Annotated in this window: 21 protein-coding genes; 1 reads left to right on the forward strand and 20 read right to left on the reverse strand. The window is 65.9% G+C overall.

Annotated features, from left to right (window positions below):
- Positions 1–2: 2 nt before the first annotated feature.
- From GW587_RS27645 to GW587_RS27700, 12 genes are all read right to left on the reverse strand, one after another.
- Positions 3–2,006, reverse strand: a complete 2,004-nt coding sequence (locus GW587_RS27645) for a secretin GspD/PilQ domain-containing protein (RefSeq protein WP_166108123.1) — start codon at positions 2,004–2,006, stop codon at positions 3–5.
- Positions 2,006–2,560: a hypothetical protein gene (locus GW587_RS27650; RefSeq protein ID WP_166108124.1), complete on the reverse strand. Its 555-nt coding sequence runs from the start codon at positions 2,558–2,560 to the stop codon at positions 2,006–2,008. Before GW587_RS27650 ends, GW587_RS27645 begins: the two co-directional genes overlap by 1 nt.
- Complete coding sequence (locus tag GW587_RS27655; RefSeq protein ID WP_166108125.1) at positions 2,557–3,108, reverse strand: hypothetical protein; 552 nt, start codon at positions 3,106–3,108, stop codon at positions 2,557–2,559. The genes GW587_RS27650 and GW587_RS27655 overlap by 4 nt, the downstream gene beginning before the upstream one ends.
- Positions 3,105–3,650: a PilN domain-containing protein gene (locus GW587_RS27660; protein WP_166108126.1), complete on the reverse strand. Its 546-nt coding sequence runs from the start codon at positions 3,648–3,650 to the stop codon at positions 3,105–3,107. Before GW587_RS27660 ends, GW587_RS27655 begins: the two co-directional genes overlap by 4 nt.
- Positions 3,647–4,426, reverse strand: a complete 780-nt coding sequence (locus GW587_RS27665; protein WP_166108127.1) for a hypothetical protein — start codon at positions 4,424–4,426, stop codon at positions 3,647–3,649. Before GW587_RS27665 ends, GW587_RS27660 begins: the two co-directional genes overlap by 4 nt.
- Positions 4,419–6,098, reverse strand: coding sequence for a GspE/PulE family protein (locus GW587_RS27670; RefSeq protein ID WP_166108128.1), 1,680 nt, complete (start codon positions 6,096–6,098; stop codon positions 4,419–4,421). Before GW587_RS27670 ends, GW587_RS27665 begins: the two co-directional genes overlap by 8 nt.
- A complete protein-coding gene (locus GW587_RS27675) occupies positions 6,095–7,291 on the reverse strand; it encodes a type II secretion system F family protein (protein WP_166108129.1) in 1,197 nt (398 codons plus the stop codon). Before GW587_RS27675 ends, GW587_RS27670 begins: the two co-directional genes overlap by 4 nt.
- Positions 7,292–7,312: 21 nt before the next feature.
- Positions 7,313–7,756, reverse strand: a complete 444-nt coding sequence (gene gspG, locus GW587_RS27680) for a type II secretion system major pseudopilin GspG (protein WP_166108130.1) — start codon at positions 7,754–7,756, stop codon at positions 7,313–7,315.
- 77 nt (positions 7,757–7,833) lie between these two features.
- Positions 7,834–8,583 carry a LuxR C-terminal-related transcriptional regulator gene (locus tag GW587_RS27685; protein WP_166108131.1) on the reverse strand — a complete coding sequence of 250 codons (750 nt, stop codon included), beginning with the start codon at positions 8,581–8,583 and terminating at the stop codon, positions 7,834–7,836.
- A gap of 2 nt (positions 8,584–8,585) precedes the next feature.
- Positions 8,586–9,290, reverse strand: a complete 705-nt coding sequence (gene phoB / locus GW587_RS27690) for a phosphate regulon transcriptional regulator PhoB (RefSeq protein WP_166108132.1) — start codon at positions 9,288–9,290, stop codon at positions 8,586–8,588.
- 255 nt (positions 9,291–9,545) lie between these two features.
- Complete coding sequence (locus tag GW587_RS27695; RefSeq protein WP_166108133.1) at positions 9,546–10,190, reverse strand: NF038129 family PEP-CTERM protein; 645 nt, start codon at positions 10,188–10,190, stop codon at positions 9,546–9,548.
- A gap of 13 nt (positions 10,191–10,203) precedes the next feature.
- Positions 10,204–13,293, reverse strand: a complete 3,090-nt coding sequence (locus GW587_RS27700; protein WP_166108134.1) for an ExeM/NucH family extracellular endonuclease — start codon at positions 13,291–13,293, stop codon at positions 10,204–10,206.
- Positions 13,294–13,559: 266 nt separating this feature from the next.
- Here GW587_RS27700 and GW587_RS27705 point away from each other — a divergent pair, with 266 nt between their 5' ends.
- Positions 13,560–14,138 carry a PEP-CTERM sorting domain-containing protein gene (locus GW587_RS27705; protein WP_166108135.1) on the forward strand — a complete coding sequence of 193 codons (579 nt, stop codon included), beginning with the start codon at positions 13,560–13,562 and terminating at the stop codon, positions 14,136–14,138.
- Here the strand turns inward: GW587_RS27705 and GW587_RS27710 are convergent.
- The 8 genes from GW587_RS27710 to GW587_RS27745 form a co-directional block, all read right to left on the reverse strand.
- Positions 14,126–15,151, reverse strand: a complete 1,026-nt coding sequence (locus GW587_RS27710; RefSeq protein WP_166108136.1) for a TIGR03790 family protein — start codon at positions 15,149–15,151, stop codon at positions 14,126–14,128. The genes GW587_RS27705 and GW587_RS27710 overlap by 13 nt on opposite strands.
- A complete protein-coding gene (locus tag GW587_RS27715) occupies positions 15,151–16,569 on the reverse strand; it encodes a mannose-1-phosphate guanylyltransferase/mannose-6-phosphate isomerase (protein ID WP_166108137.1) in 1,419 nt (472 codons plus the stop codon). The genes GW587_RS27710 and GW587_RS27715 overlap by 1 nt, the downstream gene beginning before the upstream one ends.
- A gap of 22 nt (positions 16,570–16,591) precedes the next feature.
- The gene (locus tag GW587_RS27720) at positions 16,592–17,725 is read right to left on the reverse strand and encodes a nucleotidyltransferase family protein (RefSeq protein WP_166108138.1); all 1,134 of its coding nucleotides are present in this window, start codon (positions 17,723–17,725) and stop codon (positions 16,592–16,594) included.
- Between the two features lie 4 nt (positions 17,726–17,729).
- Positions 17,730–18,836: a glycosyltransferase gene (locus tag GW587_RS27725; protein WP_166108139.1), complete on the reverse strand. Its 1,107-nt coding sequence runs from the start codon at positions 18,834–18,836 to the stop codon at positions 17,730–17,732.
- A gap of 9 nt (positions 18,837–18,845) precedes the next feature.
- Positions 18,846–19,814 carry an NAD-dependent epimerase/dehydratase family protein gene (locus GW587_RS27730; RefSeq protein WP_166108140.1) on the reverse strand — a complete coding sequence of 323 codons (969 nt, stop codon included), beginning with the start codon at positions 19,812–19,814 and terminating at the stop codon, positions 18,846–18,848.
- A gap of 40 nt (positions 19,815–19,854) precedes the next feature.
- A complete protein-coding gene (locus GW587_RS27735) occupies positions 19,855–21,177 on the reverse strand; it encodes a UDP-glucose dehydrogenase family protein (protein WP_166108141.1) in 1,323 nt (440 codons plus the stop codon).
- Positions 21,178–21,510: 333 nt separating this feature from the next.
- Positions 21,511–22,620, reverse strand: a complete 1,110-nt coding sequence (locus tag GW587_RS27740; protein ID WP_166108142.1) for a glycosyltransferase family 4 protein — start codon at positions 22,618–22,620, stop codon at positions 21,511–21,513.
- Between the two features lie 42 nt (positions 22,621–22,662).
- Positions 22,663–23,985: a UDP-glucose dehydrogenase family protein gene (locus tag GW587_RS27745; protein WP_166108143.1), complete on the reverse strand. Its 1,323-nt coding sequence runs from the start codon at positions 23,983–23,985 to the stop codon at positions 22,663–22,665.
- Positions 23,986–24,134 lie beyond the last annotated feature (149 nt).

Consider the following 24,134-nt stretch of genomic DNA (forward strand, 5'->3'; position numbering starts at 1 on the left):
CCTTACTGCTGCGCCGGCGGCGGGCCGTCTTGCACCGGCGGCTGCACCGATTGCGGGGTCACGCCCTGGGTCGGCGGCAGCGGCGCCGGCTGCGTTTCGGACAGCGGCGTGGCCTGCACCGGCGATGGCGTGGCGGCCGGCGACGGCACGGCCAGCGGCACCGCCGTCGGCGCAGGGGCGGACACCGGCGCGGACACCGACGCTGGCAGCGCGCCCGGCGGCGGCGGCAAAGCCACCGTCGCGCGCGGTGTGAAGTCCGGGCGGCGGCGGAAGCTCGCTTCGGTACCGGCCGAGAACTCCGATACATTCGCTTCCGGACGCTGCACATTGCGGATCAGGTGCGGCGTGATCGACAGCACGATCTCGGTTTTTTGATTGTCGTCGCGCTGGCTCCCGAACAAGCGGCTGATGATCGGCAGTTCGCTGAAGCCCGGGATCTTGTTCGACGAATTGCGCTCCTCGTTGTTGATCAAGCCCGCCAGCACCTGGTTCTCGCCATCCTTCAGCTGCAGCATGGTGGATGCCTGGCGCGTGCCCAGTTGATAGGCGGTGGTGCCGTTCTTGGTGGTTACGGTGCTGACCAGGTTGCTGACCTCCAGCTGCATGCGGATCGCCACCTCGTTGTTCAGGTAGATGGTCGGCTCGGCGTTCAGCGTCAGGCCGACGTCGACATAGGTCACCGAATCGCTGGCGAAGCCGCCCACGCCCGACGACACGGTGCTGGTGATCACCGGCAGCTTGTCGCCGATGACGATCTTGGCTTTTTCCTTGTTGCGCACGCGGATGCGCGGATTGGCCAGCAGGTTGGAGTCGGCGTCGTTCTTGTTGGCGTTGATCGACAACTGCGCGCCGGTGACGCCGATGGTGCGCTGGTTCAGGTTGTTCAGGTCGCGCACCGTGATGCCGGTGCCGCCCGAGGTGGACAGCGGCGAGAAGCCCAGCGTGGTCGGCCACACCACGCCCAGGTCCATCAGGCGCGATCGCTTGACCTCCAGGATCTCCACCTCCAGCATCACCTCCGGTTCCGGCGCGTCCTGCAGGTTGATCAGGCGCTCGGCCAGGCGGATCGCTTCAGGGCTGTCGCGCACGATGATCAGGTTGAGTTTTTCGTCGACCACCACGTCGCGCGACTTCAGGATGGTCTTCAGCGTGTTGGCCACCAGCTTGGCCTCGGCGTTCGCCAGGAAGAAGGTCTTGACCGTCATCTCCTGGTATTCCTTCAGCTTGGCCGCGACATTGGGGTAGATCAGGATGGTGTTGGCGTCCATGACCTGCTGCTCCAGCTGATTGGTCAGCAGCAGGAAGTAGATCGCCGATTCGACGGTGCTGTTCTTCAGCAGCACCGTGGTTTTCTGGTCGGTCTTGACGTCTTTGTCGAACACGAAGTTGAGGCCAGAGCGGCGCGAGATCACTTCGAACACCTGCTTCAGCGGCGCGTCGCGGAACTCGATCGAGATCGGCTGCTTGTAGGTCTTGGCCAGGCCCGACTCCACCGCCGGCGGCGCGGCCTTCTCGACCGCCTCGCGCAGCATCGCGCGCGCCTTCTCGTTGGCCGGCGTCTCGGTCAGCACGGCATTGAGCTTTTGCCGGGCCAGTTCGTACTCGCCCTTGTTCAGGTGTTGCGCGGCGGCGGCCATCAGCTTGGTCTGGCGCTCGTCGCGTTCCAGCGCGCGCATGCCGGCGCGGGCGCGTTCGTTCTGCGGATCGAGGCCCAGCGCGCGGCGATAGCCCTGCTCCGCCTGGTCGGCACGGCCCTCTGCCTGGTCGCGCTCCGCCGTGTCCAGCAGGCGCTGGGTGGCGCGGTCGCGCGCGCGCAGGTAGGCCGCGCGGTATTCCGCGTTGCCCGGATCGGCGGCCACCGCCTCCTGGTATCTGGACAGACCCGCTTCGAGCTGGTTCTTGGCGATCAAGTCATTGCCGTCGCGGTAGGCCAGTTGCGCGGCGCAGCCGCTGAGCAGGACCGCCAGCAGAATCGGCACGCTCACGTTTTTCAAATGACTAGCCATCAGTCGAATACTCCAATGTTGATCTGTTGTAGCTGGTTCAAAGGCAGGTAGGTCACGGACATCAACGGTGGCGCGATGCGCTCCACGCGGTAGGTGCCGTCGATGACGGTTTGATTGCGGACCACGTAGGTCTTGTCGGCGCGCGCCAGGTACACTTCCCATGCGCCGTCCGCCACGGCCTTGCCGATGTAGGCGAACGGCAGCGGCGGCGCCATCGGCGGCGGCGGCGCCGCGAGCACGGCGGATGCGGGCGGGGCCGGCGGCGGCGGTGGATTCCAGTTCTGGCCGAGGAACACGCCCTCGCCCGAGGCGAACGCCGCCTCGCCGGCTTCGCCAATCAATTCGGCGCGCGGCCGCAGCCGCAGGATGGCCACTTCGGCTTGAGGTTTGACTGCGTCCTTGCCGGCGCGGGCCGGCGCGGCGGTCGGCGCATTGGCGGCCGCGCCGCGCGCCACCGGTTCGGCGATATCGGAAGACGGCGCGCTGTCGCCGAACAGCACCAGGCCGGCCGCGCCCACCAGCGCCACCGCCATCGCGATCTGATAAGGCTTCATGGCTCGCCGTCCTTCAGGTACAAGGTGAAACGCAGCCGCGCTTCGACCGTGGCGTCGGCGATGGTCTCACGGCGGAAGCCGACTTCGTCGAGCGAAGCGAACGGCATCTGGCCCAGCGCCTGCATCGAGAACTGCCAGATCGACTGGTACGGTCCCTTCACCGGCAGGATGATCTGATAGGTGCTGACGCGGCTGGCCTTGTCGTAGGCGGCCTTGTATTCGCCCTGGCTCAGGATCAGCTTCGATTTGGCGGCCAGGTCGAACAGCACCTTGACCTGCTGCTCGGCGTAGCGCTTCTCGCCAAGCACCTGGTAGAACTCGGCCAGGTTCTGGTTGGCCGACGGCGGTGGCGGCGGCGCCACCAAGGTCGCCGGCGACGGCAGCGGCCGGGCCAGCAACCGCGCCTGCGCCGCGCGCTGCGGCAGCAGCCAGGCCCACGCCGCGACGCCGGCCGCGCACAGGACGATGGCGACGCAGGCCGGCGCGCCGATGCGCTGCAGCAGCAGGCGCGCGCGCAAGGCCAGGACCGCCGCGTTGATATCGTTCATCGCGCCACCCATGTCGCCTCCAGCTGGAAGCGCAAGGGCCGGTTCGGATCCTGCTCGTTGATTTCGTGGCGCGTCAGTATCACGGCGCTGAAGGACTCCTGCTGCTTCAACTCCGCGACGTAGTCCACCATCTCGTCGCTGGTCCTGGTCTCGGCGGTGATCTTCAGGATTTGCTTGCGCGGATCAGGCTCCATCGCCACCAGCGCCACGCCGCGCGGCGTGGCGGCCGCCACCGCGTCCTGCAACTCGCGCCACGGCAGGTTCAATTGCATCACGGCGCCGTTGACGAACACCGCCTGCTCCGGCGGGATCGCGACCCGCGCCACCTCCACAGGCCGCGCCGACATCGCCGCCACGCGCTCCTGCAGATGGCGCACTTGGCGCTCGCGCTCATGCCGCTGCTCGGCCAGTCGCCAGCCGCCGAAGGCCGCGCCCACGCACAGCAGCAAGCCGATGCCGGCCAGCGCCAGCAGCGCCGGATGGGTATGGAACAAGGTGCGGCGCAGGCTGCGCGGCGCGAAGTCGATGTGCATGGATTTCATGCCGCTCCCCCACCGATCGCCGCGCACGGGATGTAGGCCGCGCCGCCGGCCGGCTTGGTCCAGTCGGCCGGCGCCGCGCCGCATACCTGCAGCAGCTCGGGCGCGGCCAGGTCCAGCAGCAGCGCTTCGCGTTGCAGCGTTTGCGTCAGCCAGTACTGATCGGCGCCGTGCGGTATCGGCAGCGGACGGATGGCGCGCACGCCCTCGCCCTCGGCGTCGATCGCCGCCAGCGTCAGCAGGTTGTCGTGCACCACGCCGAACCACGCGCCCTGCCTGATGCCGCGCCGGTTGCGGTTCCACGCGCCGACGAAGCGCGGCGCGATGCCGACGATGGCCAGCCTGAATTCCTGCGCCACCAGCTGCAGCGCGGCCAGCAAGGTGTGCGGCACGGCGGCGGCGAAGAACGGTTCGGTCGCGTTCCAGTCGGCCGAGATGCGCCATGCCGACGGCGGCTCGCCGTACAGCGACTGGAAGCGCAGGCCGGCCGCCGCCTCCATGTCCGCCATGCGGGCGGCGCCCGGCGGCGGCGTCACGCGCCACAGGCGCGTCAGCTCGTCGGCCAGCGTGAAGCTGACCGGCCAGCCGCCGACTTCGAGCTCGCCCAGCAGCGCGCGCAAGGCGTTGGCGATGGCGTCGAAGGGATGCTCGCCCGACGGCGCGATGGCCTGCGCCGCCAGCTGCGTCGGCGCCGCCCCGCCCCAGCGGCCGACGCGCCGCACCGCGACCGCATGGGCCGCGACGTCGATGCGCAGCGATTGTCCGATGGCTCTACGCATGCAAGGTCACCCGTTTGATTTCGGTCAGCGTGGTGCCGCCGCGCTTGACCAGTTCCAGCGCCGCCAGGCGCAGGCTGCGCGTGCCGTTTTCGTAGGCCGCCTGCTTGATCTGGCGGATCGGCCGCTTGTCGACGATCAGTTCGCGGATCTCGTCGTTCAGGGTCAGGATCTCGGCGATCGAGCGGCGGCCCTTGTAGCCGGTGCCGCGGCAATCGCCGCAGCCCTTGCCCTGCATGAAGCGGTAGTCGTAGACGTCGGAGCGGGCCAGGCCGACGCTGGCCAGCTCGTGGTCGTCCGGCGTGTACTCCGTGGCGCAGTGCGGGCAGTTGATGCGCACCAGCCGCTGCGCCCAGATGCCGTTCAGCGCCGAGACGAAGGCATACGGGTCGATGCCCATGTGGGTGAAGCGGCCGAACACGTCGAACACGTTGTTGGCGTGCACGGTGGTCAGCACCAGGTGGCCGGTCAACGCCGACTGCACCGCGATTTCCGCCGTCTCGCGGTCGCGGATCTCGCCGACCATGATCTTGTCCGGATCGTGGCGCAGGATCGAACGCAGGCCCTTGGCGAAGGTCAGGCCCTTTTTTTCGTTGACCGGGATTTGCAGGATGCCGGGCAGCTGATATTCGACCGGGTCTTCGATGGTGATGATCTTCTCGCGGCCGTTGTGGATCTCGGTCAGCGCCGCGTATAAGGTGGTGGTCTTGCCGGAGCCGGTCGGTCCGGTCACCAGCAGCATGCCGTACGCTTCCTGCGCCAGCACCCGCAGCGTCGCCAGCGACGGCGCGTCGAAGCCCAGCGCCTCCAGCGTCAGCGAGCCGTAGGCTTCGATCATGGCGCGCTTGTCGAGGATACGGATCACCGCGTCCTCGCCGTGGATGCTCGGCATGATGGAGACGCGCAGGTCGATCTCGCGCGCATTCGCTTCGACGCGGAAGCTGCCGTCCTGCGGCACGCGGCGTTCGGCGATGTCGAGTTCCGCCAGCACCTTCAGGCGCGAGATGATCTGCTCCGCGACGTCGATGCCGTTGACGGCGGTGGCGTGATCGAGCACGCCGTCGACCCGGTATTTGACCGCCAGCCCGCCGGCCGTGCTTTCCAGGTGGATGTCGGAGGCGCCGGCCTTGAGCGCGTCGTACAGGGTCGAGTTGACCAGGCGGACGGCGGGACTGGCCGCCTCCGACACCGAGGCGAACGACAGCACCGCCGCCGTCTTGCCGTCGCGCCGGCCTTCGCTAGCGCCGGGCAGCAGCGTGTCGGTGGCGCGCGCCGATTCCTCCTGCTTGGACAGATAGGCCTGGATGTCGGCCTGCAAAGCGAGCCGGGTTTGCAGCGGCGCGTGCGGCGTGGCGCGCGCCTGCGTGCCGAGCCAGGTCTGCAGATCGAGGTCGAAGGGATCGGCGATCACGCCCACCACCATGCCGTCGTGCCCGCGCAGCAGCACGCAATGGCGCGCCATCGCCTGCGACAGCGGCAGCAGATCGAAGGCCGGGGTGAAGGCCAGCATGTCGATCGTCTCCAGCACCGCCATGCCGAACGGCTGCGCCAGCGAGCGCACCAGCAGGCGCGGCTCGGTGCCGGTCAGCGTTTCCAGCTCCTCGACCAGCGTGCGCTTCGATTGCTGGCGCAGATGGCGCGCGCGCGCCAGCAGCGTGGTGTCCAGGGCCGTCATGACATGTCTCCCGCCAGATCGAAGATCGGCATATACAGCAGCACCACGATGGCGCCGACCACCAGGCCGATGGCGGCCATCAGCAGCGGTTCGAAGGTGCGCGTGAAGCGTTCGATCCAGCGGCTGATTTCGCCGTCGTAGAACGCCGCCGACTGGGTCAGCATCGGCCCCATGTCGCCGGTGCGCTCGCCGACGCGCAGCATGCGCAGCGAGATCGGCGTGGTCAGTTGATTGGCCTCGAACGCGGTCGACAGCGGCAGGCCCGATTCGATCGCGCCGCGCGCCGCCTGCAGGTTGCGGCGGATGCCGGCCGAGACCATGCCCTGCACCGTCTCGATCGCGTGCACGATGGTGATGCCGCCTTCGCTGAGCATACCCAGCGTCAGGTAGAGCCGCGACAGTTCATAGATGCGCACCCGCTCGCCGATGCCGGGCAGACGACCCAGCAGGCGGCCGATGCCGCCGTTGGCCAGCGCGTGCCGCACGCCCAGCACCAGCGCCGCCAGCACCGTGGCGATGCCGCCCAACAGCAGGGTCGGATGGGCGCCGGCGAACTGGCCCCAGTTGAGCATCTGCTGCGACAGCCACGGCAGGTTGCGGCCGGCGCCCTGGTACACCTCGGCGAAGCGCGGCACCACGTAGCCGATCAGGAACATGCTGACGCCGCCGCCGACCAGCAGCAGGATGCACGGATAGATCGCGGCCGAGACCAGCTTGGCGCGCACCACGTCGATGCGCTGCTGGTAGTCGATGAAACGGGACAAAGAGCGCGGCAGGTCCGAGGTGCCCTCGGCCGCCTTGACGATGCCGATGTACAGCGGCGGGAACAGTTCCGGCTGCTCCGCCAGCACGGCGGAGAAGCGCTGGCCTTCGCGCAGGCCGGCCAGCAGGCGTTCCAGCACGCTGCGCGTGGCCGGGCCGCTTTCCTTTTCCAGCAAGGCTTCCAGCCCTTCGACGATACCCAGGCCGGCGGTCAGCAGCGCCAGCAGCTCCTGGCTGAACAGCACCAGCGACAGGCCCTTGCCGCGCGCCTTGCCGCGACGCAGGCCGAGGCCGCCGCCGGCCGGCGCGATCGAACTGACGAACAGCCCGCGCGCCTCGACCTGACGGCGCGCGTCGGCCTCATCGCGGCCATCGATCGTTAGATGGGAGATGACCATATCGGCCGACAAGGTACGGACATCGAACTGCATAGTGGGGAGACTCTGGGAAGCTTATTGCGAGCTGATGTCGGCGTCTTCGCCTTCGCCGCCGGCGACGCCGTTGCGGCCCAGCGAGGTGATTTCGAATTCCGCCTTGCTGCCCGGCGCCTTGTACTGGTAGGCGTGGCCCCACGGATCGGGCGGCACCGCCTTCTTCAGGTACGGGCCGTTCCACTTGGCGCCGGCGGTCGGCGGCGCGACCAGCAGCGCGGCCAGGCCTTCCTCGGTGGTCGGATAACGGCCGACGTCGAGCCGGAAAGTGTCCAGCGATTTCTCGAACGCTTCGATCTGCGCCTTGGCGATCGTCACTTCCGATTTGCCCAGTTGGGCGAAATATTTGGGACCGACATACGCCGCCAGCAAACCGATGATCACGATCACGACCAACAGCTCCAGCAAGGTAAAACCGGCCGGATTGCGGACCGCGATTTTACGATGTTTCTTTACGACTTCCATCCCTGCAACTCCTTTGCGTGACGCCACTTCCAAGAAGCTATGAGGCTACCATGCGGTTTGCTACTACGACAATCTTTTTATGCGGCGCGCGCCAGCATTTGTGTCGGACGATCAAATAGTTGCAGCGCCATGCCGCGCGCGATCGCATGGGCGCGGTTGGACACGCCCAGCAACCGGTACAGGCGCTGCAGATGGTTCTTTACGGTCAGGCCGCTGATGCCGAGGATCAGGCCGATTTCCTCGTTGCTCTTGCCTTCGCGCACCCAGTGCAGGATCTCCGCCTCGCGCGCGCTGACCGGGCGCGCCAGCGCGGCGGCGCGCGTGCGCGCCTGGCTGCCGCCCACGCGTTGCAAGCCCATGTGCAGATACGGCAGCAGCAGTTCGAGGAAATACGCGTGGCGAGGGCGTGGCCGGTGCGGCAGGCCGAACAGGACGAAGAAGGTGGCGCCGCCCGGCAAGCGTTCTGTGCCACGGATCAACAGATTCTCCATGCCCAGTTCGCGCAACTCGCCCAGGAACGGCGCCAGCGCCGGCTCGGCCTCGCCGCCGCAATGGCGGGCCAGGCGCAGGGCCAGGCCATCGTCGCGGTTGGCGAGACGGTTGTGGACGCCGGCGTCCAGCACCATGCTGTGCGCGCACTCGATATGCCGCAGCTCGTCGTGCTCGCCGAACTGCAGGCACACCATGACTTGATGCGGCAGCAAGGCTTGCAACGGGCCCTGCGTCCACAGGCGGAACTGGCGCGCGTCGCGCAGCGGGATGGCGGCTTCGATCGCGTGCAGCAGGTATTCCTGCTCCAGCTTGCTCAAGATGACCAACTGCTCCATCGTCATCCCGGCGCGCCGGTGAAGCGGTAACCGCTGCCGCGCACGGTTTCGATGCGTTGCTGATAGCCGCTGGGCTGCAGCGCGCTGCGCAGGCGGCCGACGTGGGTGTCGACGGTGCGCTCGTCGAGGTAGACGGCGCGGCCCCAGACCTGGTCGAGCAGCTGGGCGCGGGTATGCACGCGCTCCGGGTGGCTCATCAGGAAATTCAACAGCTTGAACTCCACCCGGCCCAGCGCCAGCTCGCGCGCGTCGGCGGTGACGCGCTGGGTGCCGGGATCGAGCCGCAGGCCGGCCAGTTGCACCGGCGCGTCGGCGCCGGCATGGGCGGCGCGCGGCTGGCGGCGCAGCACGGCGGCGACACGGGCGGCCATTTCGCGCGGACTGAAGGGTTTGGTCATGTAATCGTCGGCGCCGCTTTCCAGCGCCATGATCTTGTCCGGCTCGCCGCACCGGGCGGTGACCATGATGATCGGCAAGTCGCGGGTGGAGTGCTGGGCGCGCAGGCGGCGGATCAGCGACAGCCCGGACTGGCCCGGCAAGGTCCAGTCCAGCAAAATCATGTCGGGCAGGCCGTCCTCCAGCATCAGCAAGGCGCTTTCGGCGTCGCCGGCGCGGCTGACGGTGTGGCCGGCCATGCCGAGGTTCAGGGCGATGAGCTCCTGGATCGCGGGCTCGGTTTCGATGACAAGGATATGGGCGGCGAACATGGCAATCTCTTGTAACGTCTTGATCGGTTGAAGCGGTGCAATCCACTATGCAACAAGCAATCTGGCATTACTAATATGATTTCCATGAAATATTTATATTTTTCGCGACTATATACGGCCGCCGCTGTGCCGCTTTCCTTCATCCCCGTGATTTGCAACTGACTAGCGGTTTTTTTGCCAGTCATAAAAAAACGACAGATTGCTGCAAGGCATCAATCTGTCGTTGCAATGGATGGGGCGTCGCCGCCCCGTCGTTTAACCGGCGACGCGGCGGCGCGACCAGCCGACCAGGCCGAGGCCGGCAGCCAGCATCAACCAGGTCGACGGTTCCGGCACCGCGCTGACGCTGACGGCGGCGGTATCGTAGATCTCGCTGCCGACCACGCCCTGGCCGCCGACGGTGGCGGCCGGGGTCCAGCTCAGCTGCAGCAGGCTGAAACCGTCCGCGCCGTAGTTGCCCAGAAAGGCCGTCTGGCCGGCGTCCATCAGCGCCACCGTGAACAGCGAGCCCCAGACCTGCGCCGACGGATCGGCGGCGCCGCTGAAGGTGACGTTGAAGCCGACCGTGCCGCCGAAGTTCACGGCGTGGAACAGGTCGTTGCTGTCATAGGTGTTGGCGATGCTGTAACCGCCGGCCAGCGAACCGGTGACGGAGTCGGTCATGTCGGCCGCGATGCTTGCGTCGAAGCCGGTGAAGCCGCTCAGACCCACCGTGGCGGCGGCGCTGTTGCCGGCGCTGCCAGGATTGAACTGCAGGTCGATCCAGCCGTTGCTGCCGAAGCCGGTTGTGTCGAGCTCGACGTGGTAGGTCGTGTCGGCGGCGGCCAGGCCGGCGCAGGCGCTCAACGCCAGCGCCAACAGCATGCGGCGCAGGGAAAGGGAGTTTTTATTGATGAACATGATGGATCCTTGCTTAGAAAGTGCCGCTGTAAATTTTAGCCGTGTAGCTGATGTTGGCCGTGCCGGTTTTGCTGAAGGTCAGCGGTAAGGTGACCGAGGCGCCGGGCGCCAGGCCGCCGGGCACCGTGATGTACGGCGCGCCGTTCTGGGTGCTGGTGGCGTTGACCAGCGTGATGCCGCCGGCCAGGCCGTTCAGCGCGACCTGCAGCGGGCCGGTGATGGCGCCGGCGCCGCTGTTGGTGACGGTCAAGGTGCCGGTGTAGCGGCCGGTCAGGCGGTTCAGCGCCAGGCCCGAGCCCAGCGTGCGCACGCTGGCGGTGACGTCGGTGTACGACGCTTTCAGGCTCAGCGTGATCACCACCGGATCATGGTCCGACGCGCGGTAAGGCATGGCCGTGTACAGGTCCTGCGGCTTGGCGACCTTGGTGCTGCCCAGGTTGAGGTTGTAATCGATGATGGACGATTCGTCGGCGTTGATATGCCACTCGGCCGCGTCATGCACCACCGCGTTCAGCTCGGCGCTGGCCAGCGCGTGGTCCAGGTAGCCGCTTTCGCCGTCGAACACATACGAGTAAGGCGTGCCGCGCGGGCGCACGAAACGCTCCAGCTGGTTGACGAAGCCGGCGGCGGTGATGAGGTTGATCGGATCTTCGAAACCGTGCGAGTTGAAGTCGCCGATCAGCAGCACTTTCGGGTCGCTGGCGGCGGCCACCACTTGCGGCACAAAAGTGCCGACCAGGCGGGTCGCCTGGTTCTTGCGGTCGGAGTTGAAGCAACCCTGGCCATCGTTCTTGTCGCCATTGATGTTGCTGGCGGCCGGGCAGCTGCCCTTGGATTTCAGGTGGTTGACCACCACCGAGAACTTCTGCCCGTTGGCGGCACGGAAGGTTTGCGCCATCGGCGGACGGTTGTTGACGGCGTCGGTGTCGGACATCGAGCTGCCGACCAGGCTGACCGCGGACGGCTTGTAGATCATCGCCACGCGGATCGCGTCGGTGCCGGTGCCCGGCGTGCTGGTGGCGCTGACCGGCGCCGGCACATAGGCATAGGTGATCGCGCCGTAGGCGGCGTTGAGCGACTTGACCAGGTACTTGACCGATTTCTCGACGTCGCCGCCGTTGTTCTGGATCTCCATCAGGCCGACCACGTCGGCGTTGATGGCCTTCAGTTCGTTGACGATCTTGTTTTCCTGGCGCTGGAACTCGGCGATGTTGTCGGCGCCGCGGCAGTTGCTCGGCGAGGCGGTACCGGCGCCCAGTTTGCAGCCGGCGATGGTCTGGCCTTCGGCATTGGTGCCGTTGGTGAACTCGGTGAAGTAGTTCAGCACGTTGGCGCTGGCGATCTTGATGTTGCCGTCGACGTTGGCGGTGTCGGCCGTGATGACCGGCGCCGGGGTGCGCGCGTTGTCGCTGGAGAAGGTCGGCGCGGCGGTCGGCTGCAGCTTGAACGCCGGGCCGCTGCCGGCCGAACCGTAGTCGATCACACCGACCACGTCGGAGACGCTGTCGCCGGCGCGGCGCACGCCGTTGTCGTCCAGGTAAGGGACGGTGGCCGGGGTGACGAAGATGTCGTCGTCGAGGATGATCTGGTTTTGCGCGTTGGACAGGGCCAGCGCGATCGCTTCCGGCGAACCGGCCGGATGGCGGTTGGTCGGCACTTCCAGGCGGCCGGTCGACAGCGTCATCTCGCCGCGCTCGCCCAGGAATTCCACCTGCGACACGGTCAGCGGGCTGGTGAAGCGCACCAGCATGCCTTCGTAGCGGCCGAAGTCGGTCACCGGGAAGGCGATGTTGGTCGCGGTGACCACGTGGCCGCTGGACAGCTTGCGCACGCCGCTGACGTTGGTCAATTCGGTGTAGCTGCGCGGCGCGGTGGACGGCGTGTACTCGGAGACGGTGCCGGTGATCAGGATCTTGTCGCCGATCTCGACGCTGTCCGCATAGGCGGCGGTGGTGTAGACGAACAGGCCGTCGGAGGTTTCCGGGTTGCCGTCGCCGTTCTCGTCCTGGATGAAGAAACCGGAGCCGACCTTCAGCGTGACCACGCCTTCGGTGCTTTGCTCGGTGTTGGCGTAGGGGCTGGCCGCGCCGGCGCCCTGGATTTGCGGAATGGTATGGGTCAGCGCCGCCTCGCCCTTGACCACCACGCTGACCGAGCAGCTCTTCTGCTCGGCCTGGTTGTTGCTGAAATTGATCACCACCGGATAGGTGCCGACCGCGACGTTGCCGCCGACGTTGAGGCTGACATTGGCGACGCCACCGGCGGCCGAGGCGGCCAGGAAGTTCGCCAGGCTGATGCCGGTCACGCCGGTCGAGGTGATCGTGGCGGCGTTGACGACGCCGTCGGCGTCGGTGGCCGACAGGGCGGCGCTGCCGCCCGTGCCCTGGTTCACCGTCAGCGTCGGCTGGCAGGTCGGCACGATGGCGGCGACGGCGACGGCGCACACGTTGGCGGTGGTGCCACCGTTGCGCGGGACCGGCGTGCCGATGGCGAAGTCGGCGCTGTTGACGTCGGTGTCGGTGCAGCCGCCGCCTTTGCGCAGCGCCGCCGTGGAATTGGACAGGACGGCGGTCGCCGCGCCTTCGAACGAGTTCGCGGTCGGACCGAAGCCGAGCAGATCGACCACGGTGGCGCTGTTGGCGGCGACCGCGCCGGACAGCGCGCTCTCGCTGCTGACCAGCGCGACCTTGCCGGTGGTGCCGCTCATGTTGGTGGTGCCGGTCACTTCCGGCGTCGGCAGCGCCGGCGCGCCGGGGGTGGTCCCGGCGGCTTGCTGGACCAACAGGTATTTACCCGGCGCCAAGGTCACGCCCTCGCCGAGCTTGGTGACCAGCCAGGGGGTGGTGCCGGTGGCGCTGCCGTATTGCACGCTCCACTTGGACAGGTCGACGGTGCTGGCGCTGCGGTTGAAGAGTTCGACGAAATCGTTGCTGAACGAGGCGCCGGCGTTGCCGCCGCCACCGTACACCTGGCTGATGACGATCGCCGAATCGGCGGCGTAGGCCGGCGCGCACAGCGCGGCCATCAAGGCGGCGGCGAGAACGGTGCGCCGGCCCGGCGTGGCGGCAGCCTGGGCGGTCGGCAAGAGAGCGATTTTTTTCATGGAAATTCCTGGTGGTGACCGGCAGTCGAGGAGGCGCCGGCGCTTGTTGTCAACATGTCTGCAAACATTGCAACTTTCATATTAGCTTGCAGGCATGACGACTTGATGACAAGCGTTTAGTCCACTCGGACTAACGCGGCGTCACCACCGGATTTCCGATTTGCATGCTATACTATTTCTTAAATGAAATAATAATTCTCCAAATACAATTCCCTGTTTTAATTTTCAGGCCCAATCCATGCCTGAGCCATGTATTCACTCACGCCATGAAAACTAAAACCCTGCCCTACCTTCTTGCTTCGATCACCCTGCTCGGCACTTCGCTGACCGCCGTCGCGGGCAACGAACTTGCCTGCCAGCAGTCACCGCAGAAACAGTCGGCGACCGCGCCAGCCGATACCGCCCAGCGCCACCGGCTCGTGCGCGACATGTGCCAGCTCAACGACGCCGAGCCCGCCGACGAAGAGAGTGAACAGGCGTCCGCAAGCGCGCCGCACGATAGCGCGAAGCGCGTCGATGCGTTGATCTTTGCCAGCCTGACGGCCAGCGAGGGGGATGATGGCGTGCGCTTCGATTACCTGCAGGCATCGCAGCCGATGCCACGCCGGGCCGGGCTATTGTTGCCGGAGCACGGGGAGGATTCGCAGAATACGGATTGGCTGGGCCAGCCAAGCGCGCTGGCGCCGGAAGCACGCGAACACGACACCGCGCCGGCAGTGCCGGAGCCGACCAGCTATGCGATGCTGCTGGCGGGCCTGGCGCTGATGATCGTCCTTGGCCGCAAGGCACGCGCGCCGGCGCCGGCGGAAACCCGCGCCCGCATCGGGACGCTTCAGCGGCGGTAAGGCGCTGCCAGCGGTTCGCCGACGAATACACCTTGCGCCGGCCACGCCACGCTGCGCCAATACGCCTCGATGGCGGTGGCGCCTTCCAGATAGTGCTTGAGCAACACCGACGGCTGGGGGAATTTTTGCCAGTAGTTGCAGGGTTCGGTGACCGTGCCGTACGTGGCGGTGGCGCCCGCCTCCAGCCAGCGCAGGCTGCTCATCTGTCCGTTGCCCAACAAGTCGCCGCCGTAGGAGGTCAGATGGTCGGCCAGGGCGCCGGGCAGGAATTGCAGCGTGTCCAATTTGTCCACCTTCGCCATCCCGGTTTGGTAAACCATGATGTCCTTGCGGTCCTCGATATAGTCGGCCGACAGGCGCTGGATGGTCAGTTTACGCGAAGGAATCTGCCCGGCGCGCGGAAAGAACGCGGCGCGGCTGTTGCGCGCGGCCTGGCTGGTGCTCAGATAATAGGCCGAGGCGGCGGGCGTTGAAAAACCGCTCACCTTGCCGCGCTCGATCAATGCCTTGGCTCCCTCCACCGACTCGGTCGGCATCAGCATCGACAAGCGCATGCCATGGGCGGCGAACGGCAGCCGCGTGGCGGCGTTGAAATAGGGATTGGGCTTGCTCGGTCCGCAAGGCTTGGCGCACACCTCGGCGTCGAAGCCCATGGTGTACGCCGACGTGATGGAGTTGCAGTCGACCGCGTACGGCGCCGTCCAGACCATCAGTACCGCCTGCACGCGCGGCCCCAGCTTGGCGTCGATTTGCGCCTTCAATTCGTGGAAGCGTTCGGGATCGAGCTTGCGCGGCCGGCCGGCAATCCGCACGTGGACCACGTTGTCGGCCGGGATGCCGCGCGCCTTGCGATACAGCTCGCCGATCTCGACGCTGTTGGGCTCGTCGTCATTGATGACCAGTCCCAACTGCGCCGGCAGCAAACCGCTCGCCGCCGGAACGAATTGCGCATGCGCCGCCGCCTGCCACAGCAGCGCGGCCGCCAACAGGAAGCGAAGCAGCGGCCTACGCATCAGGCACGCTGATACACATCCTCGAAGCGCACGATGTCGTCTTCGCCGAGGTAGCTGCCGGACTGAACCTCGATCAGGTGCAGCGGCAGTTTGCCCGGGTTTTCCAGGCGGTGGCTCATGCCGATCGGGATGTAGGTCGATTCGTTCTCGGTCAGCAGTTGTACCGAGTCGCCGCAGGTGACGCGGGCGGTGCCGCTGACCACGATCCAGTGTTCGGCGCGGTGGTGGTGCATCTGCAACGACAGCTTGCCGCCCGGGTTGACCGTGATGCGCTTGACCTGGAAACGATCGCCGATGTCGATGCCTTCATAGCAGCCCCACGGACGATATACCCTGGTGTGCTGCAAATGCTCGGTGCGATCCTTGCCCTTCAAGTGGTCGACGATTTGCTTGACGCGCTGGACCTGATCCTTGTGCGCGACCAGCACGGCATCCTTGGTTTCCACCACCACCAGATCCTTGACGCCGACCAGCGCGACAATCCGGCTCTCCGCACGCACCAGCGAACCGCTGACGTCGTCCAGGTAGACATCGCCGCGCACGGCGTTGCCGTTGGCGTCGCGCGCCTGCACCTGATGCAACGCCGACCACGAGCCGACATCGCTCCAGCCGATGTCCGCCGGCACCACCACCGCGTGACTGGTGCGCTCCATCACCGCGTAGTCGATGGAATCCGACGGCGAACTGGTGAACGCGGCCTCATCCAGGCGGAAAAAGTCCAGATCCTTGCTGTCGGCACGTACCGCCGCCTCGCAGGCGCTGGCGATGGCCGGCTTGAATTCGGCCAGCTCTTCCAGGTAGCTCCGCGCGCGGAACAGGAACATGCCGCTGTTCCAATAATAATTACCGGCCGAGACAAAGCTCTCGGCGGTTTCGAGATCCGGTTTTTCGACAAAGCGGTCGACCTGGTAGCCGTGTTCGGCCCCAGCCACCGCCGGGCCGCTCTTGATATAGCCGTAGCCGGTTTCCGGACCGGTCGGCACGATGCCGAACGTGGCCAGCGCGCCGTCGGCGGCCAGCACGGCCGCCTGACCGACGGCGGCGTGGAAGGCGGCGAGATCGTCGATCACGTGATCGGCCGGCAGCACCAGCATCATGGCTTCGGGATCGATGGCTTTCAGGAAGTACGCGGCCACGGCCACGGCCGGCGCGGTGTTGCGGCCCAGTGGTTCGAGCAGGATCGCCAGCGGCGTGACGCCGATCTCGCGCAACTGCTCGGCCACCAGGAAGCGGTGCTCGTTACCGCAAACCACCAGCGGCGCCTGAACCTCCGGCTGGCCCGCCATGCGCAGCACAGTTTCCTGCAACATGGTCCGATCCGACACCAGGGGCAGCAACTGCTTCGGCATCGCCGCGCGCGACAACGGCCACAAACGGGTGCCGGCGCCGCCGGACAGGATCACGGGATAAATTTTCATACAACATTCTTTCTTTTTTATTTTATGTTTCAGTTTCCGAACGGCGACGGTTGCGGCGATCACGCGCGTTATTCCACTCATCCGGATTATATTCGGAGACGTGCCGCATCTCGCCGGCGCGGTTGACACTGTAATCCTTGAAGACGATCATTTCCTCCAGCCTTACATTATGTAACACCCTGGTGTATTCGAACAGCACGCTGCGCACAATGCTTGCGTTTCCGCAAACGTGACTGCCGTGGCCGATCCAGGTCGGGCCGATGATGGTGCTGCCCGCTTCGATCTTGCAACCCGAGCCGATGTACACCGGCCCCTCGATGGTCGTACCCTCCCAGTCGATACTGGTGTTCAGGCCGGACCAGATGCCGTCGGCCAGCTGGATGCCGGGCACGTCCATGTGTGCCACTTCGCCCATCATCACGCTTTGCGACACTTCCCAATAATCCTTGACGCTGCCGATATCGATCCAGCTGAAGGTGCGGTTCTGCGCGAAAAACGGCAGCCCCTTTTCCACCAGCAGCGGGAACAGGTCGGAACCGATGTCGAACTGGACCCCATTGGGAATCAAGTCCAGCACTTCCGGCTCGAAGATGTAGATGCCGGTGCTGACGAAGTTCGACAGCGCCTCCTCGACCTTGGGTTTTTCCTGGAAGGCGGTGATGCGGCCTTCCTTGTCGCTGACCACCACGCCATAGCTCTCGACCTTGTCACGCGGCACTTCGCGGCAGATCACGCTGGCCAGCGCGCCCTTGCGGCGGTGCTCGAACAGCGCCGACTTGATGTCCAGGTTGATCACGGCGTCGCCGCACAGCACGATGGTGGTGTCGTCGAAGAAACCGCCGAATTCCTGGATCTTCTTCATGCCGCCCGCCGAACCCAGCGGTTGCGGCACCACTTCGCCGTCATCCTTGGTGTAGCCCTCGAACGAATAGCCGATCTGCACGCCGTACTGGTGGCCTTCGCCGAAATAGTCCTCGATCTTTTCATGCAGATAGCTGACGTTGCACATGATCTCCTTGACCCCGTATTTGGCCAAATGCTCGATCAGGTAGGCCATCACCGGCTTGCCCAGGATGGGAATCATGGGCTTCGGCAGATCGTAGGTCAGTGGACGTACCCGGGTGCCCTTACCTGCGGCCAATATCATCGCTTTCATCGTATCAAACCCTTTCAGTGTGAACGGACACCGCCGGTGCCAGCACGGTGTCGTAAAGCGCTGCGATTTCGCGGTTCATGCGCGCAGCGTCAAAAAATGTCTCAAACCGGGCCCGGCCGGCCTGACCCATGGCGGCGATGCGCTCCGGGGTCAGTTTGGCCAAGGCCTCGACCAAGGCCGGTACCGAATTGGCTTCCACCAGATAGCCGTTGACGCCGTCGCGCACCAACTCCGGCAAGCCGCCGACACCGGTCGCCACCACCGCCCGCCCGGCGCGCATCGCTTCCAGCGCGGACAGGCCGAAGCCTTCCCAGCGCGACGGCATGACGAACACGTCGCAGGAATGCAGATAGGCTTGCACCTGATCGCGCGCCAACCAGCCGGTCTGCACCACGCTGGGCAGGTCGGCGGTCAATTCGAAATCGCCCGCCGAGGCGTCGCCGATGGCGATCGCGGCGTATTCCGGCCCCAACTCGGACATGGCGCCGTATAACAGATCGATGCCCTTTTGATAATCGAAGCGGCCGGCGAACAAAATCCGCAGCTTGCTGGCGGGCCAGCTGACTGCCGGACCCGGCGTCGCCGGCTGGTCGCGGATGCCGTTGCGCACCGTGACCAACTTATCGCGCGGCAAGCCGCGCGCCACGGCGCTGGCGTGGTCGTGTTCGGAGATGCAGATGATGCGTTCGCAGCGCCAGGCCAGCAGGCGTTCCGCCGCCGCCATCAGCGCGCACTTCCATCCCGCCGCCTGGCGGTCGAACGACCAGCCGTGGGCGCAATAGATCAGCGGCGGGCGGCCGCCCGGCCAGGCCATGGTGCGCAGCGCGACCCCGGCGAAAGTGCCGTGGACATGCACCAGATCGAAACTACGACGGCTTAACAGCTGTTTCAGAAAGCGCTGAAGCGCGCGCAGATTGGCCAGCCGGCCGCCGTCGGGAAACGCGACGATCTCGACCCCGGCGGCCTGGGTCAGGCTGCCGACCTGGCTGGCCGGCACCAGCAGACACAGCTTGTCGGCGCCATAGCGGCGCACCTGGTCGCTCAACAGCTCATCGATATAGGAGGCGGTGCCGCCCTTCAGCACCTCGGCCACATGGAGTACGGTAGTCATGCGTCCGGCCTAGGCGAAGTCCTGAGGGTTGCGCTCGGCCCAATGTTTCAGGGAGTTGGCGAAGGTGTACTTGAAATCGAAGCCCATCTTCTGCAGCGTGCCGGGAATGATGTGGGTGGAATTGCCGGCCTTGCGCACCCGTACCGGGTGGATCGGGTTGCGCGATCCGAGCAGCAACTGCACCGCCGTCGCCGCCGGCACCAGCAAACCGGTCGGCAGGCTGATGGTGCGCGCCTTGATGCCGCAGAATTTCTTGACCTCGTCGGCGATCTCGCCCAGTTGCTGGGTCGGCGTTTCGACGTAGTTGTAGCAGACAAACTGGCGACCGGAGGCGATGACGAAATCGATGCTGTCGAGCAGGCCGTAGATATAGGCGTAGGATTTGTAGATATTGGTCGAGCCGGGGAACACGAAGTAACCCTTCTGGATCGCCTTGATCATGCGGCCGATGTTGCCCGGATCGGCGGGGCCATAAACCACGCCGGGACGGACGATGATCAGGCGGCGCGCGGCGTCGCCGGCCTGCCAGATCTTGTGGATCAGTTCGGCCGGGAACTTGGAGCCGCCGTAAGGGCTGATCGGCACGATCGGCGCGTCCTCGTCGGTCGGGCCCTTGGTCGGGCCGTAGACGCTGATGCTGCTGGTGAAATAGATGTTCTGGCACGCGATCGCCTGCGCGTAATTGCACACGTTGCTCGCGCCCATGATGTTGGTGTCGAAATATTCGTGCGCTTCGTGGCCCGGCTCGCGGTGCACGGCGGCGAAGTTGAAGATCCAGTCCACCGGACCGTCGGCCAGGTCGGCCGGGATCGGCTGGCGCACGTCGATCTGGGCGAACTTGATACCGGGCTGGCCGGCCAGCGGCGACGGCCGGATGTCGGCCAGGATCACTTCATCGGCCTGGCCGGTTTCCAGCCAGCGGCGCGCCACGAACGTGCCGATAAAGCCGGCACCACCGAAAATCACGATACGTTTCATTCTTACTCCTGAATTGTTGAGGTCGTCCGGCCGGGCCGGCTCAGCGGCGGCCGATGGCGAAATATTCCAGGCCGTGCTCGCGCACTTGCGAGGGCGTGTACAAATTGCGGCCGTCGAAGATCACCGGCTGGCGCAGCGCCGCCTTGATCTGCTCGAAATTCGGCACGCGGAATTCCTTCCATTCGGTGACGATCACCAGCGCGTCGGCCTCGGCCAGCGCCGCGATCGGCGCGGTCGCGTAGCGCAGCCGCGGGTCGTCGCCGAAAATGCGGCGCGACTCGGTCATCGCCACCGGATCGTAGGCGGTCACCGTGGCGCCCATCTGCCACAATCCCTCGATCACCACCCGGCTCGACGCCGCCCGCATGTCGTCGGTGTTCGGCTTGAACGCCAGGCCCCATAGCGCGAAATGCATGCCGCGCAGGTCGTCGCCGTAGCGGGCGCGGATCTTGTGCAGCAGCAGGTGCTTCTGTTCGTCGTTGGCTTGCTCGACCGCGTTCAGCACCCGCACCGGCGAGCTGTTTTCCTCTGCGGTGCGGATCAGCGCCTGCACGTCTTTCGGGAAACACGAGCCGCCGTAGCCGCAGCCCGGATACAGGAAGTGGAAACCGATGCGCGGATCGGAACCGATGCCGACCCGGATCTGTTCGATGTCGGCGCCCAGCTTGTCGGCCAGATTGGCCAGTTCGTTCATGAACGAGATGCGTGTCGCCAGCATGGCGTTGGCGGCGTACTTGGTCAGCTCGGCCGAGCGCACGTCCATCACGATCACGCGGTCGTGGTTGCGGATGAAGGGCGCGTACAGCTCGCGCATCAGGCGGATCGCGCGCTCGTCCTCGGCGCCGATCACCACCCGGTCCGGCCGCAGGAAGTCATCGACCGCCGCGCCCTCTTTCAGGAATTCCGGATTCGACACCACCGAGTACGGCAGCTCGACGCCGCGCGCCGCCAGCTCCTCGAGGATCACCGCGCGCACCTTGTCGGCGGTGCCCACCGGCACCGTGGACTTGTCGATCACCACCTTGTAGTCGGTCATGTGGCGGCCGATGTTGCGCGCCGCCGCCAGCACGTATTTGAGGTCGGCAGAGCCGTCCTCGTCCGGCGGCGTGCCCACCGCGATGAATTGCAGCTGGCCGAAGGCCACGCTGTCTTCGATACTGGTGGTGAAACTCAGGCGGCCGGCGGCCACGTTGCGACGCACCATTTCCAGCAGACCCGGTTCATGGATCGGGATGCCGCCCTGGTTCAGCGTATCGATTTTCGCCGCGTCCAGGTCCAGACACAGCACCTCGTTGCCCATTTCCGCCAGACATGTGCCGCTGACCAAGCCCACGTACCCCGTACCGATGACCGTAATCTTCATTTTTTCTCTATGACCAGTGGATTAATGCATACCCGACGACTTGACCGCCGAATCCCGCCGCTGCATGGCGCCTCGTTGGACGCCGCGTCTCCACCCGCCATACGGGATGCCGATACCGGTCTTTTCCCGTCAGCCTCAATGCTGGACGCAGCAGCTATTCCGCATGTGCCGTGTCCAGCGTTCGCTCTGCAAGCCACTGCACTGTAATCGAAAACCTGATTGTTTGACAATCAAAAAGGAATCGTGCGCAACATTTTACTGAAACAACAAGTATTACCGATCAAGCAGATGCGGCGCTGCTCCGCAGTGCAATAATTACGGCGCGAAAAATCGTTATGCCGCCTGCTGCAAGGCGTGGCGCGAACCGATGCCGCACTCGGCCAGCACTTCGCGCGCCACCTTGTCCCAACGACACTCGGCGGCCCGCTTCAGACCACGGGCAATCATCTGCTCGCGCAACGCGGGGTCGCCCGCCAGCCTGAGCATCGCATCCTTCAGCGCGACCGGGTCATGCGGGTCGAAATACAGGCCGACGTCGCCGCACACTTCGGGAATCGACGCCGCATCGGCCACCAGCACCGGACAGCCGCAAGCCATCGCCTCGACCGGCGGCAAACCATAGCCCTCGTACAGCGACGGGAAGACGAAGCCGAGCGCGCCACTATATAAAGTACGCAATTCGGCGTCGCTGATATAGCCGAGCCAGTGCCCGCGTTCGCTATCGACCTGGCCGGCCATGCCGAACACGCGCGGGTTGGCCCCGCCGGCGATGGCGATGTCGAACGGTGGCGGATCCATCAGCGCCAGCGCCTCCAGGATCAGGCGGAAATTCTTGTTGGCAGCCATGCTGCTGACCGCCAGCAGATACGGCCGCTTGCCCAGCTTGAAGCGCTCCAGCGCGGTCGGATCCAGCGGCGTGCGCAGGATGTGCTCGACGCCGACGCTGACCACGCCGGTCTTCGCCAGCGGAATCGAATACACCTCCTCCAGCTCGCGCCGCGAGAACTCGGACACCGTCACCACGCGCCGCGAGTTACGTCCCAGCAGCGGCATCAGGATCCGGTACCACCAGCGGAACGAGCGGCTGAAGCCTTTCGGCAGGCGTTCGGTGCCGGCATCGTGGATCACCACCACATGCTCGCGGCGGAAGGCCGGGCCGGTATTGCACATGCTCAGCAGCAGTGCGCCGTCGGGCACCGCGCGCGCCAGATCCAGTTGCTCCCACATCGCGCCCTGGCGCGTGCCCACGGTCTTGATCGCGACCCGTTGATAGCTCTGGTCGACCACCTTGCCCGGAGGCACCAGCACCGTCAGGCGCAAGCCTTCGACCAGCGGATCGCCGGCCACCAGCATGGCGTCGATGGCGGCGACCACCTCGCGCGCGAAACGATCGACCCCGGTCATCCTGCGCGTCAGGAAACGTCCGTTTACATACATGTCCATAGCCACACCACTCCTGTTCGATATCGGTATTGTGCGGCCGGCTCAGCGGCGGCCGATGGCGAAATATTCCAGGCCGTGCTCGCGCACTTGCGAGGGCGTGTACAAATTGCGGCCGTCGAAGATCACCGGCTGGCGCAGCGCCGCCTTGATCTGCTCGAAATTCGGCACGCGGAATTCCTTCCATTCGGTGACGATCACCAGCGCGTCGGCCTCGGCCAGCGCCGCGATCGGCGCGGTCGCGTAGCGCAGCCGCGGGTCGTCGCCGAAAATGCGGCGCGACTCGGTCATCGCCACCGGATCGTAGGCGGTCACCGTGGCGCCCATCTGCCACAATCCCTCGATCACCACCCGGCTCGACGCCGCCCGCATGTCGTCGGTGTTCGGCTTGAACGCCAGGCCCCACAGCGCGAAGTGCATGCCGCGCAGGTCGTCGCCGTAGCGGGCGCGGATCTTGTGCAGCAGCAGGTGCTTCTGTTCGTCGTTGGCTTGCTCGACCGCGTTCAGCACCCGCACCGGCGAGCTGTTTTCCTCGGCGGTGCGGATCAGCGCCTGCACGTCTTTCGGGAAACACGAGCCGCCGTAGCCGCAGCCCGGATACAGGAAGTGGAAACCGATGCGCGGATCGGAACCGATGCCGACCCGGATCTGTTCGATGTCGGCGCCCAGCTTGTCGGCCAGATTGGCCAGTTCGTTCATGAACGAGATGCGCGTCGCCAGCATGGCGTTGGCGGCGTACTTGGTCAGCTCGGCCGAGCGCACGTCCATCACGATCACGCGGTCGTGGTTGCGGATGAAGGGCGCGTACAACTCGCGCATCAGGCGGATCGCGCGCTCGTCCTCGGCGCCGATCACCACCCGGTCCGGCCGCAGGAAGTCCTCGACCGCAGCGCCCTCTTTCAGGAATTCCGGATTCGACACCACCGAGTACGGCAGCTCGACGCCGCGCGCCGCCAGTTCTTCGAGGATCACCGCGCGCACCTTGTCGGCGGTGCCGACCGGCACCGTGGACTTGTCGATCACCACCTTGTAGTCGGTCATGTGGCGGCCGATGTTGCGCGCCGCCGCCAGCACGTATTTGAGGTCGGCCGAGCCGTCCTCGTCCGGCGGCGTGCCCACCGCGATGAATTGCAGCTGGCCGAAGGCCACGCTGTCTTCGATGCTGGTGGTGAAACTCAGGCGCCCGGCGGCCACGTTGCGACGCACCATTTCCAGCAGACCCGGTTCATGGATCGGGATACCGCCCTGGTTCAGCGTATCGATTTTCGCCGCATCCAGGTCCAGACACAGCACCTCGTTGCCCATTTCCGCCAGACATGTGCCGCTGACCAAGCCCACGTACCCCGTGCCGATGACCGTAATCTTCATTTTTTCTCTATAACAGTGGATTGAACGCGCCCACGTGCGGGATCGGCGCGGAGCGTCGCCGCGCGTGCGCCGGACCCACCGCTGGCCCTGCAGGCTTGCGGTACTGTAATCGAAAACCTGCTTGCCTGACAATCGAAATGATATCGTGC

The sequence above is a fragment of the Duganella aceris genome (assembly GCF_011090165.1).
Lineage (GTDB): Bacteria > Pseudomonadota > Gammaproteobacteria > Burkholderiales > Burkholderiaceae_D > Rugamonas > Rugamonas aceris.

What these genes read in the sequence shown, in the direction of transcription:
- GW587_RS27645 (WP_166108123.1), bottom strand. Translation starts at nt 2,006, where the DNA reads ATGGCTAGTCATTTGAAAAACGTGAGCGTGCCGATTCTGCTGGCGGTC.
- GW587_RS27650 (WP_166108124.1), bottom strand. Translation starts at nt 2,560, where the DNA reads ATGAAGCCTTATCAGATCGCGATGGCGGTGGCGCTGGTGGGCGCGGCC.
- GW587_RS27655 (WP_166108125.1), bottom strand. Translation starts at nt 3,108, where the DNA reads ATGAACGATATCAACGCGGCGGTCCTGGCCTTGCGCGCGCGCCTGCTG.
- GW587_RS27660 (WP_166108126.1), bottom strand. Translation starts at nt 3,650, where the DNA reads ATGAAATCCATGCACATCGACTTCGCGCCGCGCAGCCTGCGCCGCACC.
- GW587_RS27665 (WP_166108127.1), bottom strand. Translation starts at nt 4,426, where the DNA reads ATGCGTAGAGCCATCGGACAATCGCTGCGCATCGACGTCGCGGCCCAT.
- GW587_RS27670 (WP_166108128.1), bottom strand. Translation starts at nt 6,098, where the DNA reads ATGACGGCCCTGGACACCACGCTGCTGGCGCGCGCGCGCCATCTGCGC.
- GW587_RS27675 (WP_166108129.1), bottom strand. Translation starts at nt 7,291, where the DNA reads ATGCAGTTCGATGTCCGTACCTTGTCGGCCGATATGGTCATCTCCCAT.
- gspG (WP_166108130.1), bottom strand. Translation starts at nt 7,756, where the DNA reads ATGGAAGTCGTAAAGAAACATCGTAAAATCGCGGTCCGCAATCCGGCC.
- GW587_RS27685 (WP_166108131.1), bottom strand. Translation starts at nt 8,583, where the DNA reads ATGGAGCAGTTGGTCATCTTGAGCAAGCTGGAGCAGGAATACCTGCTG.
- phoB (WP_166108132.1), bottom strand. Translation starts at nt 9,290, where the DNA reads ATGTTCGCCGCCCATATCCTTGTCATCGAAACCGAGCCCGCGATCCAG.
- GW587_RS27695 (WP_166108133.1), bottom strand. Translation starts at nt 10,190, where the DNA reads ATGTTCATCAATAAAAACTCCCTTTCCCTGCGCCGCATGCTGTTGGCG.
- GW587_RS27700 (WP_166108134.1), bottom strand. Translation starts at nt 13,293, where the DNA reads ATGAAAAAAATCGCTCTCTTGCCGACCGCCCAGGCTGCCGCCACGCCG.
- GW587_RS27705 (WP_166108135.1), top strand. Translation starts at nt 13,560, where the DNA reads ATGAAAACTAAAACCCTGCCCTACCTTCTTGCTTCGATCACCCTGCTC.
- GW587_RS27710 (WP_166108136.1), bottom strand. Translation starts at nt 15,151, where the DNA reads ATGCGTAGGCCGCTGCTTCGCTTCCTGTTGGCGGCCGCGCTGCTGTGG.
- GW587_RS27715 (WP_166108137.1), bottom strand. Translation starts at nt 16,569, where the DNA reads ATGAAAATTTATCCCGTGATCCTGTCCGGCGGCGCCGGCACCCGTTTG.
- GW587_RS27720 (WP_166108138.1), bottom strand. Translation starts at nt 17,725, where the DNA reads ATGAAAGCGATGATATTGGCCGCAGGTAAGGGCACCCGGGTACGTCCA.
- GW587_RS27725 (WP_166108139.1), bottom strand. Translation starts at nt 18,836, where the DNA reads ATGACTACCGTACTCCATGTGGCCGAGGTGCTGAAGGGCGGCACCGCC.
- GW587_RS27730 (WP_166108140.1), bottom strand. Translation starts at nt 19,814, where the DNA reads ATGAAACGTATCGTGATTTTCGGTGGTGCCGGCTTTATCGGCACGTTC.
- GW587_RS27735 (WP_166108141.1), bottom strand. Translation starts at nt 21,177, where the DNA reads ATGAAGATTACGGTCATCGGTACGGGGTACGTGGGCTTGGTCAGCGGC.
- GW587_RS27740 (WP_166108142.1), bottom strand. Translation starts at nt 22,620, where the DNA reads ATGGACATGTATGTAAACGGACGTTTCCTGACGCGCAGGATGACCGGG.
- GW587_RS27745 (WP_166108143.1), bottom strand. Translation starts at nt 23,985, where the DNA reads ATGAAGATTACGGTCATCGGCACGGGGTACGTGGGCTTGGTCAGCGGC.